Source organism: Nocardia sp. NBC_01009 (assembly GCF_045208035.1).
Taxonomy (GTDB): domain Bacteria; phylum Actinomycetota; class Actinomycetes; order Mycobacteriales; family Mycobacteriaceae; genus Nocardia.
In genome coordinates, this window is sequence record NZ_CP108695.1 from 537,896 (window position 1) to 551,547 (window position 13,652).

General features: G+C 66.4%; 12 protein-coding genes. 7 read left to right on the forward strand and 5 right to left on the reverse strand.

Features of this window, described 5'->3' with window-relative positions:
* Window positions 1-461 precede the first annotated feature (461 nt).
* Window positions 462-1,301 (reverse strand): LysR family transcriptional regulator, encoded by an 840-nt coding sequence (locus tag OHA42_RS02460; RefSeq protein ID WP_406234203.1) that lies wholly within the window; start codon window positions 1,299-1,301, stop codon window positions 462-464.
* 105 nt (window positions 1,302-1,406) lie between these two features.
* Between OHA42_RS02460 and OHA42_RS02465 the strand changes: the two genes are divergently transcribed.
* The 3 genes from OHA42_RS02465 to OHA42_RS02475 all read left to right on the forward strand — a co-directional run bounded on the left by OHA42_RS02465 (window position 1,407) and on the right by OHA42_RS02475 (window position 4,158).
* Entirely contained in the window at window positions 1,407-2,132 is a 726-nt protein-coding gene (locus tag OHA42_RS02465) for an SDR family oxidoreductase (protein ID WP_406234205.1), read from the forward strand.
* Between the two features lie 72 nt (window positions 2,133-2,204).
* On the forward strand, window positions 2,205-3,128 hold the full coding sequence (locus tag OHA42_RS02470) for an NADP-dependent oxidoreductase (protein WP_406234207.1): 924 nt from the start codon (window positions 2,205-2,207) through the stop codon (window positions 3,126-3,128).
* Between the two features lie 343 nt (window positions 3,129-3,471).
* Entirely contained in the window at window positions 3,472-4,158 is a 687-nt protein-coding gene (locus OHA42_RS02475; RefSeq protein WP_406234209.1) for a DUF3558 domain-containing protein, read from the forward strand.
* A gap of 263 nt (window positions 4,159-4,421) precedes the next feature.
* On the opposite strand, the gene OHA42_RS02480 is transcribed toward OHA42_RS02475, so the two are convergent.
* On the reverse strand, window positions 4,422-5,237 hold the full coding sequence (locus OHA42_RS02480; RefSeq protein ID WP_406234211.1) for a hypothetical protein: 816 nt from the start codon (window positions 5,235-5,237) through the stop codon (window positions 4,422-4,424).
* A gap of 401 nt (window positions 5,238-5,638) precedes the next feature.
* Window positions 5,639-7,144, reverse strand: coding sequence for a PLP-dependent aminotransferase family protein (locus OHA42_RS02485; RefSeq protein ID WP_406234213.1), 1,506 nt, complete (start codon window positions 7,142-7,144; stop codon window positions 5,639-5,641).
* A gap of 62 nt (window positions 7,145-7,206) precedes the next feature.
* Here OHA42_RS02485 and OHA42_RS02490 point away from each other — a divergent pair, with 62 nt between their 5' ends.
* The 3 genes from OHA42_RS02490 to OHA42_RS02500 all read left to right on the forward strand — a co-directional run bounded on the left by OHA42_RS02490 (window position 7,207) and on the right by OHA42_RS02500 (window position 9,035).
* On the forward strand, window positions 7,207-7,557 hold the full coding sequence (locus OHA42_RS02490; protein ID WP_406234215.1) for a hypothetical protein: 351 nt from the start codon (window positions 7,207-7,209) through the stop codon (window positions 7,555-7,557).
* Window positions 7,554-8,123 carry a methylated-DNA--[protein]-cysteine S-methyltransferase gene (locus tag OHA42_RS02495; protein WP_406234217.1) on the forward strand — a complete coding sequence of 190 codons (570 nt, stop codon included), beginning with the start codon at window positions 7,554-7,556 and terminating at the stop codon, window positions 8,121-8,123. The genes OHA42_RS02490 and OHA42_RS02495 overlap by 4 nt, the downstream gene beginning before the upstream one ends.
* Window positions 8,124-8,201: 78 nt before the next feature.
* Window positions 8,202-9,035, forward strand: a complete 834-nt coding sequence (locus OHA42_RS02500) for an alpha/beta fold hydrolase (protein ID WP_406234219.1) — start codon at window positions 8,202-8,204, stop codon at window positions 9,033-9,035.
* A gap of 46 nt (window positions 9,036-9,081) precedes the next feature.
* Here OHA42_RS02500 and OHA42_RS02505 read toward each other — a convergent pair whose 3' ends face one another.
* Window positions 9,082-10,251, reverse strand: a complete 1,170-nt coding sequence (locus OHA42_RS02505; RefSeq protein ID WP_406234221.1) for an MFS transporter — start codon at window positions 10,249-10,251, stop codon at window positions 9,082-9,084.
* An 82-nt stretch (window positions 10,252-10,333) separates the two neighbouring features.
* Here OHA42_RS02505 and OHA42_RS02510 point away from each other — a divergent pair, with 82 nt between their 5' ends.
* Complete coding sequence (locus OHA42_RS02510; RefSeq protein WP_406234223.1) at window positions 10,334-10,768, forward strand: MarR family winged helix-turn-helix transcriptional regulator; 435 nt, start codon at window positions 10,334-10,336, stop codon at window positions 10,766-10,768.
* A 231-nt stretch (window positions 10,769-10,999) separates the two neighbouring features.
* Here the strand turns inward: OHA42_RS02510 and OHA42_RS02515 are convergent, their stop codons facing one another.
* Window positions 11,000-13,603, reverse strand: coding sequence for a LuxR C-terminal-related transcriptional regulator (locus OHA42_RS02515; protein ID WP_406234225.1), 2,604 nt, complete (start codon window positions 13,601-13,603; stop codon window positions 11,000-11,002).
* Between the last annotated feature and the right edge of the window lie 49 nt (window positions 13,604-13,652).

Below are 13,652 nucleotides of genomic sequence, written 5' to 3' on the forward strand. Positions count from 1 at the left end.
ATCGTGATGCTAGTTTGACCCGGTGTCTCTATCCCCCCTACATGAATGCAAGCGATCGCCGTTCAGCGGGCACGTCAGACGGCAGTGCCAAAATCGGCCGACCACCCGAGCCGCGACACCCCACTGCGGCCCTATCCGGGCACGTGATGCTGCTCCCGATACTCGATCCAGGACCGCCGAAGTTCCTGCTCGCTCATCGACAACGAGTTGGTAGTGACCCACAGAATGAACGGGCATTACCGGCGTCCGGAGGTTCAGCCGCGGCTGACCAATCGTTGCCTTCCGATCAATCCCGTTACCCCATCGATAGGCAGTGCGAGGGCTACCACGAGCCGACGCGTACACCGCGTCGTCACCGAATAGCAGTGCGGGGCAGGCTTCTCGGCGACCAACGCGCTCGCTCCGGATTCGGCGGTCGGCAGACTGATGCTCGATACGGGGCCGGCGAACAGTGGTGTCGGTTAGAGGCGTGTCGCGGTGTGGACGAGGTCGGCAACGGCTTTGGATCTGCTGTGTGGTGGCCAAGCGATGACGGTCGTGACGGCCGGTGCGTCTGGCACGGGCACGACGGCATGATCGTCGCGTAGCTGGGTTCGCAGCGACTCGGGCACGACCGCGCAGGCCAGTCCGAGCGCGATCAGTTGGAATAGTTGGGTATGGTCGCGCACCTGCGGGCCGGGGCCGTCCGGATAGCTGCCATCCCGTCCAGGCCAGCGCGGCAGGGGCAGGTTCGTCAGGGTGTTGACCTCGGCCAACGGCACATGCGTCCGGTTGGCGAGGGGATGACCCGCAGGCAGGACCACGACCTGCTGTTCGGTGTGCAGATCCTCGGTGTCGAATCCGGCTGTCGTGTCGTAAGGCCGGTGGAGCAGAGCAACGTCGGCACGCCCGTTGCGCAGCAGACTTTCCGGCTGGCCTGGCCCGCACAGCATCACCTCGACCGCCACGGCGCCCGGTTCGGCGGCGTAGGCGTGCAGCAGCTTCGACAACAGTTCGCTGGACGCTCCGGCCTTGGTGGCCAGCACCACACCGGGCTGGTCGGCCGCGGCACGGCGGGTTCGCCGCTCGGCGGCTTCGACCGCGTCGAGCGCGGTCCGGGCCTCCCGCAGCAGCACCGCCCCGGCCTCGGTTAAGGCGATGGCGCGAGCGGTGCGGTGCAGCAGGACGACTCCGAGCCGCCGTTCGAGCTGCTGGATGGCTCGCGATAGTGGTGGTTGCGCGATCGCGAGCCGTTGTGCCGCCCGCCCGAAGTGCAACTCCTCGGCGACGGCGACGAAGTATCGCATCTCCCGCGTCTCCACCAGGTCATGGTATCCGGCGATGACCGCGACCAATACCCGTGCGGTATCGCCGCCCACCCGATCGGTCTTGGACGCTGCACCCGGAGCCGCAGCAGGATCGGAGGTGTGAGTGAACAGGCGATTGCGCTGGTGACCGGCGCGAACAAGGGAATCGGATACGAGATCGCCGCTGGCTTGGGCGCGCTCGGCTGGCGAATCGGTGTGGGCGCGCGCGATCGGCAACGCCGCGACACCGCGGTGGAGAAGCTGCGCGCGGCCGGGACCGATGCGTTCGGTGTGCCGCTCGACGTGACCGACGACGCAAGTGTGGCCGCGGCGGCCGAATTGATCGCCGACCATGCCGGAGGGCTCGATGTTCTGGTCAACAACGCCGCGATCACCGGCGGTATGCCGCAGACACCGACCACGGTCGATCCCGCGACCGTGCGAGCTGTCGTGGAAACCAACGTGATCGGGGTCATCCGGGTCACCAACGCGATGCTGCCGATGCTGCGCGCTTCGGCCTCACCGCGAATCGTCAACATGTCCAGCAGCGTCGGCTCGCTCGCCCTGCAAACCACACCCGGCGTCGACATGGGCCCGGTTCCCGCCGCCTACTTGGCCTCGAAGACCTTCCTCAACGCCCTCACTATCCAATACGTCAAGGAACTGGGTGATACCAACATCCTGATCAACTCCGGCTGTCCCGGTTTCACCGCCACCGACCTCAACGGCTTTCGCGGCATCCGTACACCGCAACAGGGTGCGGCCATCGCGATTCGCCTCGCGACCCTGCCCGACGACGGCCCGACCGGCGAATTCTTCGACGACGCCGGAACGGTGCCCTGGTGACGGGCACACCGGCGCCACCATTCCCGTTCTCGAGATCAGCCGCGCGTCACACATCGGAGGACAAGAAAGACCATGGCAAAGGCAGTCAGATACGACGAGTTCGGCGGAATCGAGGTCTTGCGGGTCGACGATGTCGATCGCCCCGTACCTGACGACGGGCAGGTCCTGGTTCGGGTAAAGGCGGCTGGCATCAACCCCGGTGAGGCGGCCATTCGAACCGGCGCGATGGCCGGCATCTTTCCCTCGACGTTTCCGTCCGGGCAAGGCAGCGATCTCGCCGGGGTTGTCGCCGAGGTCGGCGTCGGAGTCGACCGATTCTCGGTCGGCGACAAGGTAATCGGGTTCTCCGAGAAGCGAGCCGCCCAGGCCGAGTTGGTCCTGGTCGACGTCGACAACCTCACACCCAAACCGAACGGCGTCCCTTGGGAGGTGGCTGGCGGCCTGTACGTCGCCGGGGTGACCGCTTGGGGGGCAGTACATTCCGTGCAACTCGACAAGGGGGAGACCGTTGTCGTCTCGGCAGCAGCCGGAGGAGTCGGCTCGCTCGCCGTTCAGCTCGCTCGCCGTGCCGGAGCCACGGTCATCGGCCTGGCGAGCCATCACAACCACGAGTGGCTGCAAAGCCACGGCGTGATCCCGGTCGCATACGGTGACCGCGTCATCGACCGGATCAAGGCCGCCGCACCGGGCGGCATCGATGCCTTTATCGACGCCCACGGCGGCGGGTACGTCGAACTGGCCCTTGCTCTTGGCGTCGCGGTCGAGCGGATCGACACCATCGCCGATTTCGAAGCGGCCGCGAAGTACGGAGTCATGACCGAACCCGGAACCAACGCCAGGCCGGGCGCCGAGGTACTCGCCGAATTGGCCGCCCTGATCGCCGAGGGACACCTCGAAGTTCCTATCGCGAACGTCTACCCGTTGACACAGGTCCGCCGGGCCTACACCGAACTCGAACGCCGACACACCCACGGCAAAATCGTGCTCGAGCCCTAACCTGTACCAACACAATGCAGCCCGCTCCAAGAACCGCAGGATGAATCCCGTCGGGACTGTCCAGTCGGCCACCCTGGGGACCGCCGCAACCCGACGACACATCCGATATTCGGCATTCGCGTGCGCTCGGCAGGCCGCGGTCCGATCTGCTCGGCTCGACCCGTAAGCGGCGCGCAGATAGCCGGCTAATCGGAGCTGATCAGCACCTTTGGGCGGCGGAACACGTGGACCGCTGACTTTCTGATGTCTTCAGCTCTGCAATGATCCTGTGTAACAAACTGTTCCGAGGCGCGAATATGCATTCATGAGTCGTACGACAACGCGATCGATCAGCGTCGCAACGATGGCACTCGGTGCCGCACTGCTGCTTGCCGGATGTGGTCCCGCCTCGAACGACAGCACGTCCGCGCCGAGCACCCCGAACAACACGGTCACCTCGGCCAATGCAGTCACCGCGACCACAGCGGCGCCGACATCGGTTCCAGCCCCGGCGACGACCGTCGCGTCCGAGTCCACGACCGCGGCGCCGGTCACCGACGCCCCGGCGACGACCGTCGCGTCCGAGTCCACGACGGCGGCGCCGGGCACCGACACGGATCGGCCCGCCGGCAGCTGGAACCCTTGTGACACTCCCGATTCCGCGCTCGCGAGTGCGGGCTTGAACGTCGCCAGCGAGCAACCGATCTCGAATCCCGGTTTCCCCACCGAGAAGTCCTGCAAATGGAAGACCGCCGACAACGCGCTCGAGTTCTACGTCATGGCCTACGGCATGCCGGTAGGTGAGCTGCGCCAGACCGGTAAGTACGTCGACTTCAGTTCGGTCACGGTGGCCGGCCGTAAATCTCAGCAATTCCGTGCGGCGCAAGACACTCACAAGCTCGGGTGCTACATCGCGGTACCAGCGTCTTTCGGTGGTGACATTTTGCTCTTGGCGTCACGAATCTGGAACCCTCAGGGCGGCACCGACGGATTCAACTCCTGCGACGATGCCCAGCGCATCGCCAACTCCCTGGTCAACCACATACCCTGACGCACTAACGCTCGGGTGCAATGGTCCTGCTCATCTTTGGCCGAAGCCTATTCTCGGACACACCGACCCACGCCCCTGCCAGTGCCAGTTCTGCTGCGTGAACCCAGGGATCAAGGGGCCGATTCGACCGCTCATCAGCAGATACGGACGTTCACGACCACGCGCCCAGCGGCATTACCGGATGTCTCGAGCCGCGGCGCGTTCCGCACTGCCCAGTCGCGCACCCAGCGGCAATCGCGGGACGTCCTGGACCCCGGAGGGTTTCACGCGTCCTCGGGAAGTCGTGGTTGCGCGTCGGGTGAAAGCCGTTCGCTGCCGGGAGCGTCGATCGGCCCCGGGCGAGTGACGACCAAACGGCCGATGGCTTCCAGCCACGCGTCCTCGGGTGAAAGCGGTTCGCTGCCGGGAGGATAGATCGGCTCCGGGCGAGTTCCGAACAAGTAGGCGCGGAAGGCTCGCAGATACTCGTCCAGGTCCCGCTGATCGGCGAACCTGGTTTCGGTCGGATCGAACCACTCGTCCGGTGTCGGGCGCCACGCGATCATGAAGTCGAGCGCTTCGCGCACCATATCCCCATAGGTTGAATCCGTGGCGCAGACGTCGCGCAACGCCGGGGCGCTCAGCCGCATTCCGCGGCCGTACTCGGCGCGGTGCATGATCACCGGCGGCCACAGCAGGCCATCGATATGCGGGATTTCATCCCACCACGTGGCCTTCGTGCGCATGGTCTCACTAGCGCGCCTTGGGGGTGATTGTGTGACAGGTGTCGGGTAGTCGCAGGGCGCGCCTCTTCGGTCGATGCTGAGGGTCGGTCCGGTTTCAAGGTTCACGGGTGGATACCACACGCCGCGCCACACCGGGACTCCGAGATGGCGGGGATTCACCGGCAGTGGCTCGGCCAGCGAGATGTCGACGGTAATTCGGTGCACAGGTGGCAACAGTCCGTCGGGGACCAGATCCGCAACCATCGACAAGCAATCCCGCACATCGAAGCCGGTCACACCGACGCCCTGCCGGAACCGGGCGTCGGAGCACTCCTGCGGGTCGAATTCGATCCAGAACCGCCGCACCGTGGTCATCCGCGATTTCCTCCCACCGGCACCGATGTCGAACACCGACCCCGATGATCCCAGAGCTGATCAGCGTCTACCACTCGATAATCGGCATAGACGTTCGAGGTAACGGGGGCAGCGTGCTTCGTCCCGTCTCGGTGACGGAAACAACCTGTGATCGGTGACAACCGTCGCCTGCAACACTCACCGAACGCCATAGTCGGCGGCTACGGCTGGTGACAAATAAGACCTGTCGTCACATGCAGGTTGTGGACGCACACCCGCAGACATCGCCTCCAATGCAACCACTACTTTGACGGGGCTGTTCAAGCAGCTGAGTACAGCACCCGCGACTGCGCGTCGAGACAGTGACGGTATGCGCCCAGCGCATGGCTGTGCATCCCGAAACCCTTTGGGCCGAACAGGTCTCAGTAGCAGGTCAGCGGCTGGAGCGGGTCGGCCGCGCGCGGGGTCAGCGCTTGATAAGCGGCGGCAATCGACTTGACCGCGAGTCGGAGTTCGGGTTCCGGATGGGTGAACGGCAGGCGCAGGAAGCGCTCGAAAGCGCCCTGTACGCCGAATCTCGGTCCAGCGGCGAGCAATACGCCGTGGTTGGGGGCGGTGGCCGCCAGGGCCGTGGAGACCGGGGCCGGAAGTTGAGCCCAGACGGACATGCCACCGGCACCGGTGGTGACGCGCCAATCGGGTAGTTCTTCGGTGAGCGCCGCCAGCAGAGCGGCACGCTGAGAGAGCAGTTGACCACGGCGGCGGTCGAGGATGGCCTCGGCATTCTCCAGCAGATAGGTGGTGGCCAGCTGGTCCATCACGGGGGTGCCGAGGTCGACGGTGGAGCGGATGCCGAGCAGCTTGGTGATGAGCGCTTGGTTGGTGCGGATCCAGCCGACGCGCAGGCCGCCCCAGAAGGACTTCGAGGCCGAGCCGATGGTGACGATCTCGGTGCCCTTGGCGAAGGCGGCGACGGGCGGTGGCGGGGTGGCATCGGTCAGGTGCAGGTCCATCATGGACTCGTCGATCACCACGGTCATGCGGGTGTCGCGGGCGATGGCAGCCAGTTCCGCGCGGCCCTCGGCGTCCAGCAGCAGGCCGGTCGGGTTGTTGAAGTCGGGCACCAGGTAGGCCAGCGTTGCCGCGGTTTGCCGTGCGGCACTGCGGATTCCATCGAGATCCCAGCCCGAACCCGGGGTCTCGGGACGCAGCGGCACCGGCACCGGGCGGGCGCCGACATCGCGGATCGCCTCGATGGCGTTCGGATAGGTGGGGTGGTCGATCAACACCCGCGCCGCCGGAGCGGTGAGCACATTGAGCAGCAGCCGCAAGCCGTGCTGGGCGCCGAGGGTGATCAGGATCTGGTCTGCTCCGGTGGGCAGGCCACGCTCGGTGTAGCGGCGGGCCACCGCCTCGCGCAGCGCGAGCACGCCGACCGGGTCCATGCCGTGGGTCATGAGGTAGGGCGGAAGGCCATGCAGCGCTGTCGAATACGCGTCCTGCATTTCCAGTGGCGCGGCCATGGCGGCATAGGTCATGTCGATGGTTGGCAATTCCGGCTGCGCCATCAGCGCCAGAATGCTGCGCGCAGGCTTGGCGCCGTCGTGCTGGATGGCAGGCGGCAGGGCCACGGTGCTGCGGGAGCCCTGCCGACTGATCAGGTAACCGTGCTCGCGCAACAACGCGTAGGTGGAGGTGATGGTCGTGCGGCTGACGCCGATGGTGGCGGCGAGATCGCGTTCGCTGGGCAGGGCCACGCCGAGTGGGGCCCTGCCGTCGTGGATGAGCAGCCGGATGCCCTCGGCAAGGGCCAGGTAGGCCGGGCGCGCGGACCTGCGGGACTCACCGGATTCCGCGCCCTCGTCCGCACTGCGCCACTGCCCCAGGTCCCGAGTCAAGCTGGCGGCACCAATCACTCTTGTCGACATAAAGTCCAGTATCGACCAAGTGGATATTTCTTGGCAAGGCCAGTCGGCGCACGCTGTCCGTTATGACCGCAATCGTGACGGTGCTCGTCCTCGGATTCTTCGTTTACCTCTCCTACCACTACGCGCCGAAGCGGGCGGAGGAGATCTTCCGGCTCGACCGGTTCCGCGCACCGGGCCCGCTGACCGACTGGTCTCCGTCGTACTACGAAGACCAGCGCCGATACTCGGATCTCGCCGCGATCTACGGACGCAGCGACATGCCGGATCCCGACCTGGGGAGCACGGCGCGACCGGCCGTCGCCGCGCAGCGGGCGGAATCCGGACCGATCACCAAAGGCAGTCCAGTCCAGTTACGCAAAACTGGACTTGTCTGCCGAAATCTGTCGGCCGCGGGAGGCACACTGACGGTATGAGTGAATCCGCTCGCGCGTCCACCGGGGCGGCGCTCTTCGACACCGCGATCGGGATCTGCGCGATCGCCTGGAACGAGGGCGCCGTCATTCGCTTCCAGCTGCCCGAGTCCAGCCCCGCGGCCACCCGGGCACGGATCACCCGCCGCCGCAGCAGTGCCGACAGCGCCGAGATTCCCGAGCAGACGCCGCCCGGTCCGATCGCGGAAGCGATCGCAGGCATTCGCGCCCACCTCGACGGCAGCCTCGACGACCTGCGCTGGATTCCCTTGGACACCAGCACGATTCCCAGCTTCCACCGCGCCGTGTACGAGGTGACCCGAGCCATCGACCCGGGCCACACTCTCACCTACGGGCAGGTCGCCGACCGCATCAATGCCCCCGGCGCGGCCCAGGCCGTCGGACAAGCGTTGGGCCGCAACCCGATTCCCCTCATCATCCCGTGCCACCGGGTACTGGCCGCCGACAACGCCCTGACCGGTTTCTCGGCCCCGGGCGGCATCACCACCAAACAGCATCTCCTGGAGATCGAACGCACCCCCGGCTTCGGCGAGCCGACACTGTTTTGAATCCCACCGATTAGTTCGCCACTCCCACGCCGTCTTATCTCTTGAAGCAACGCACGCACTATCAGGAGAAGAACGACCATGGAGACTGTCACCTCGGCCGACGGCACCGTCATCGCATTCGACCGGCACGTCGGAGGCGACGCCGGAACAGTGATTCTGATCGGGGGCGCATTCAGCTTCCGCAAGTTCCCCAAGATGGTCGAGATTTCCGAGACCCTCGCCCAGCAGTACGGCCTGACGGTCGTCAACTACGACCGCCGAGGCCGTGGCGACAGCACCGATACGCCGGGCGAGTACAACGTCGAGAACGAAATCGACGATATTGCCGCGCTGATCGAGGCAGTCGGCGGGTCGGCCGCCCTGTTCGGCTGGTCATCGGGTGCCATGCTCGCGCTGCGAGCCGCGGAATCCGGCCGGGTGCCTGGCATCTCGCGCATCGTCGCGTTCGAGCCGCCGTTCGTCGTCGATCACGAAAACCACGTACCGCCCGCAGATTTGACCACCGAACTGCATGCGCTGATAGCCGCGGATCGCCGCGCGGAGACCGTGCGGTTCTATATGAGCAAGGCCATGGGCATGCCGCGCGCCATGGTGGCGGTCATGCGATTTACCCCGTACTGGAAGGGCCTGCTCGCCACCGCGTACTCGATTGCGCACGACTGGGCGGTGGTGGAACCGTTCATGCGTGGCGAGGCCTTGCGCGCCGAAGACTGGTCACACGTCACCGTGCCGACGCGGGTGATCTCCGGTACCAAGAGCATCCCGTTGCTCCGCAAGGGCGCCAAGGCCATTGCCGCCGTGCTGCCCGATGCCGAGCACACGGAGCTCGCGAAACTCAGCCATAACCCGTCCATCGAGATCCTGGCCCCCGCCGCCGCCGAATTCCTCACCCGGGCCGGATCCGACGCTTGACCGCCCGGCCTGCGGCGGCGACCGAACCGCCACAGGTCTGCTGCGATCACACGGTCAGCACTGGTCGGCGATCGCGGTGCACCATGTACACCGCGATCACCAACCCCGCGAAGGTCAGCAGCGCGCCGACGAGATAGATCGACCGCAGGCCCCAGGCACTGTCGCCGACCCGCCCGCCGAGCCACCCCGCGAACGCGGCGGCCAGCTGGAATCCGGAGGCGTTCACCGCAATGGCCAGTGTCGGTGCGGCACTGGCGGTTGCCATCACGCGAGTCTGCATCCCGGGAATGATCGCGAATCCGAACACGCCGATCACGAATATCGATGCGGCCACCGGCGCCGCATCCGCGCCGACCGCCCACATCACCATCAGCGCGGCGGCGAGGCAGCCGAGCAACCCGGCAACCGAGGGCAGCAAGGATTTGTCCGCCAACCAGCCACCGAGAAAGTTCCCGATGACCGCGCCGACGCCGTACACCAGCAGCAGGATGGGCACCGCGCCGTCGGCGAATCCGGCGACCTCGGTGAGCAAAGGCGCGATGTAGCTGAAGACCATGACCAGCCCGACATTGCCGACGGCCGTCAGCGCGATCGCCATCTGGACATCACGGTTGGCGAAGACCCGCAGTTCCGGCAGCACCGGCCCGGTCGCGTGCACCGGCAGCACCGGAACGAACCGCAGCACCATCAGCACTGCGCCGGCCGCGAAGACCCCCACCGTCGCGAATGTTGCTCGCCAGCCGAAGCTTTGGCCGATGAGCGTGCCGATCGGGGTGCCGATCGGGGTGCCGAGAATGATGCCCAGATTCATGCCGAGTGCCACTTTCGCCACCGCGGCGGACTGTCGATCCGGCGGTGCGGTCGACACGGCTGTCGCGATCGCGACGGCGAAAAATGTGGCCACGACGAGTCCCGCGGCACCTCGCGTGATCAGCAGCACCGCGTAGTTCGGAGCGACCGCCGAGCCGAGATTCGCCAGTACTGCCACCGCGATGAGACCGATGATCAGTGGCTTACGAGCCAGCCGCGCGGTCGCGATGGTGATGACCGGCCCGCCGACGATCATGCCGACGGCATAGGCGGTAACCAGCAGACCGGCCGCCGAAACGGACACCGACAGATCGGCGGCGACGTCCGGGAGAATGCCCGCGATCACGAATTCGCCTGTGGTGAGGCTGAAGACGACGAGCATGAGCGAAAGCAACGAAAGTGGCATCCACGCCCTCCAAAATAGTTCTAACTGTAATGATTTGAACTAGAACTATCACAGTTCGAATCATCAGCGCTAGACTCGAGCCATGGCAAGACGGCCGGACACGTCCGCGGACAGCAAGATCGACCGGGATATGTGCAGGCTGGTGCACCAATTCGCGCACCAGCTCGACACCAACGCGCGTCGCGTTGCCGACGAGCTCGGCCTGACGCCGACTCAGGTCGTCATGCTGCGTGAGCTCTCCGAACCGATCACCGCACGAGAACTCGCGGCCCGAATCTTCTGCGAACCGTCCAACGCGACATTCGTCCTCGATCGACTCGAACAGCAGGGACTGATCGAACGGCACCCGCACCCGACCGACCGCAGGGCGAAACAGATTGTGCTCACCAAGACCGGTCACGACCGCCGCGCCGAGGTACTGGTCGGCCTGCACACCGACTCACCGCTGTCGCCGCTGACGACAGCCGAGCAGGAAACCCTGCGCGATCTACTGCAACGGCTGGTCGCGCCGCACTAGCGGCGGCGTGATTGTGGGGGTGGCTGGTCGCGCCGAAACCGGCGACCGCAGTGCCACCGAGGATGGCGCCGACCAGGCTTCAGGTCAGGCAGTGCGGCCTCTGCACATGCGCACGCACCATAGCCGTTGTCCGGATGTCGTCAGACCGGAAAAGAGCGGCTCGACGCTAATGAAGTGACCGCCTCCTCCGTTCCGCGAAAGCGACCATCGCCGGCCGTGGCGTATACCGCGTCAGGCGGAGCCCGAGTCGCCTCGCATCAGCGCGCCCAGCGACTCCCGGTCGGTGACGTCCATCTTGATGCAGGCGCGATAGAGATGGCCTTCGACGGTGCGCACCGAGACGGTGAGGCGGTCGGCGATTTGCCGGTTGGACAGGCCTGCCGCAACGAGATTCGCGATTTCGCGTTCCCGAGAGGTGAGTGGCAGCGGCTGGGCGGCCTGGCGCAGCGCCGGGGTGCTCGCACCACCGCAGGCGGCGGACAGTCGGTTTGCCGCCGCGGCGGACTCCAGCAGACGGCGGCGATCGCCGCCACGTTCGTGCGCGGAGGCGGCTTGGGCGGCAGCGTCCGCGGCCGAGAGCAGCGCGCCGATCTGCTCGAATTCGGCCGACGCCGCATCGAGCCCCGGCCCGTCGTGGGCGGCGAGCGCGACCGCGTGCTTGGCCTGTGCCTGCACCAGCCTGCCGTCGATTTTGGCTGCCAGATCGGCGAGTCTGCCCGCGACCGAATGATCGCCGAACCGGGCAGCCACGTGCAGCGCCATCGCCTCGATGGCGTACTGATGCGACCGGGCGGCGGAGTCGGCCGCGCCCATCGCCGATCGGATGGCCGGGGTGACAGTGCCTTCGGCGGCGGCCATGCAGGCCTTGGCGATCTCCAGCTGCGGGTCGTACACCGCGCTGTGCCTGCCACTGCGCGCGGTGACCTCGGCAATGGTCTCGGCGGCCTCGGCGGTGCGGCCGAGCGCCGAATACGCCTCCGCCAAGCGGATTCTCGCGGGGATCATCCAGGCCGCCGCGCCCTCCATCGAGAGGGCAGCCACCGCCTGTTCGAGATGCTCGATGCCGTCCAGGAATTGACCTTTGGCCACGTCGACGGTGCCCTGCAGAATCTTCGACATACCCCACGCCAGATACTGGCCCGGCGCGGAATAGCCGAAATATGCTGCGGCGCAACGCCGAGCGGCTTCCAGGTCGCCGGTCAAGGTCAGCGCGAGCACCTCGGCGTGCGTCGAAATGAACCGGTTGAGCCCATCGATGTGGGATTCCACCTGGTGCCCGCGCGTCACGTACTGTCGGGCGGCCTCACCTTTGCCCATCAGCGCCAGGGCAAGTCCGCCGCCGAACGACGCCCACCACACCGCCCACGGCGGCGATCCTGCGGCCGACATCACGGATTCGGCATCGGTGAACGCATCGTCGAGCCGGTTCTCGTTGACTGCGCACGCCGAGGCGAGTCCGGTGAGCGTAGCCACGATTTTCGGATGCTTCGCCCTGGCCCGGATCGATGCGAGCACCTCGTCGGCGCGATCGGCATCACCAACGGCCCACAGCAGATTCGAGACCCGAGTGCTGCCCCAACGCGCCAGCTGCACTTCGTTCAGCTGATCGGGGTCGAATGTGGCAAGAGTGCGCTCGGCCTCGATGCGGTGGCCCTGCCAGAGCAGCGCCCGCGCGAGCAGATCCGCCGCCTCGACACCGCCCTGACGTTCCACCGCCGCCCTGGCAAAACGCTCACCGAGCGGCAGGTTCGCCAGCCCGATCGCATCCGCCGCCGCCGCCTCGAACAGCTCGAGATCGGCGGATTTGTCGCTGTCCAAAGCCAATTCGGCCAGCCGGATGCGGTCGGCGGCGGAATTGATGCGCCGCTCCTTGAGCGAGGAGTACAGCCGTCCACGCAGCCTGCGGGCCGAGGCGATGCCCAGCCTGCGCCGGATCACCTCGCCGAACAGCGGGTGGTTGTAGCGCACGATCAATTGGTGCGAGTTCTGGACAACCCTGATCACACCACGGTTTTCGGCCGCCTCGACGGCTTCCTCGCCGGCCAGCTCGGCAAGCACATCGAGGTCGATCGGCTCACAGAAGGTGAGCAACTCGAGCACCCGTAGCACCGGCTCCGGCAGTTGCTCGACCCGATCCTCCAGTAGCGCGGCCAATTCCGAGGTGACCGCGGCCCGGCCGCGCAGCTGCCACACCCCGTTGACCTGACGCAGCGTGCCCGCCTCGATCGCGCCCTCCACCAAATGCCTGAGAAACAGGGCATTTCCGCCGGAGGACTCCCACATGAGGTTGGCGGTGAAGCCCTCCAACTGCCCACCGAGCATGGACTCGACCAGGTCGACACTCTGGCGCTGGGTGAACGGGCTCAGGTCGATGCGCAGCAGGTGGCCGTCTTTCCACAGCGAGGTGACCGCGTCGGGAACCGGCACCCCGCTGCGGACCGTCGCCACGATATGAGCGGCCTTGTCGATGGCAAGCTGCAGCAGCAGCGTGGCCGACAGTTGGTCGAGCAGGTGTGCGTCGTCGACGCCGATGATCGTGTGCCCGTCCGCGAGCAGCGCTTCCCGCGCCGCGGACATGAACGTCACCGGGTCACGGGCTGTGTAGACCCCGACCATGTGCGCAAAGACGCCCAGCGGGATGCTCCGTGCCGATTCGGTGCCCGCCACCCATCGAACATTGCCGCCGATGGCGGCCGTCGCCTGTCTCGCCAGCGTTGTCTTGCCCACCCCGGCGTCGCCGGTGAGCACCGTGCCGACATAGTCGGTACCACTGAGCGCTGCGCGGATCGCCTCGAACTCGGTCTCGCGCTCGACCATCGGCCAATTCCGAGCCATGCTCTAACTGTAGTTGTTCACCGATCATGATCGAAGCCAACGAACGATG

Excerpts from the sequence above, each read along its gene's own strand:
- OHA42_RS02470 (WP_406234207.1), top strand. The coding sequence starts at position 2,205 with ATGGCAAAGGCAGTCAGATACGACGAGTTCGGCGGAATCGAGGTCTTG.
- OHA42_RS02475 (WP_406234209.1), top strand. The coding sequence starts at position 3,472 with ATGGCACTCGGTGCCGCACTGCTGCTTGCCGGATGTGGTCCCGCCTCG.
- OHA42_RS02480 (WP_406234211.1), bottom strand. The coding sequence starts at position 5,237 with ATGACCACGGTGCGGCGGTTCTGGATCGAATTCGACCCGCAGGAGTGC.
- OHA42_RS02485 (WP_406234213.1), bottom strand. The coding sequence starts at position 7,144 with ATGTCGACAAGAGTGATTGGTGCCGCCAGCTTGACTCGGGACCTGGGG.
- OHA42_RS02490 (WP_406234215.1), top strand. The coding sequence starts at position 7,207 with ATGACCGCAATCGTGACGGTGCTCGTCCTCGGATTCTTCGTTTACCTC.
- OHA42_RS02495 (WP_406234217.1), top strand. The coding sequence starts at position 7,554 with ATGAGTGAATCCGCTCGCGCGTCCACCGGGGCGGCGCTCTTCGACACC.
- OHA42_RS02500 (WP_406234219.1), top strand. The coding sequence starts at position 8,202 with ATGGAGACTGTCACCTCGGCCGACGGCACCGTCATCGCATTCGACCGG.
- OHA42_RS02505 (WP_406234221.1), bottom strand. The coding sequence starts at position 10,251 with ATGCCACTTTCGTTGCTTTCGCTCATGCTCGTCGTCTTCAGCCTCACC.
- OHA42_RS02510 (WP_406234223.1), top strand. The coding sequence starts at position 10,334 with ATGGCAAGACGGCCGGACACGTCCGCGGACAGCAAGATCGACCGGGAT.
- OHA42_RS02515 (WP_406234225.1), bottom strand. The coding sequence starts at position 13,603 with ATGGCTCGGAATTGGCCGATGGTCGAGCGCGAGACCGAGTTCGAGGCG.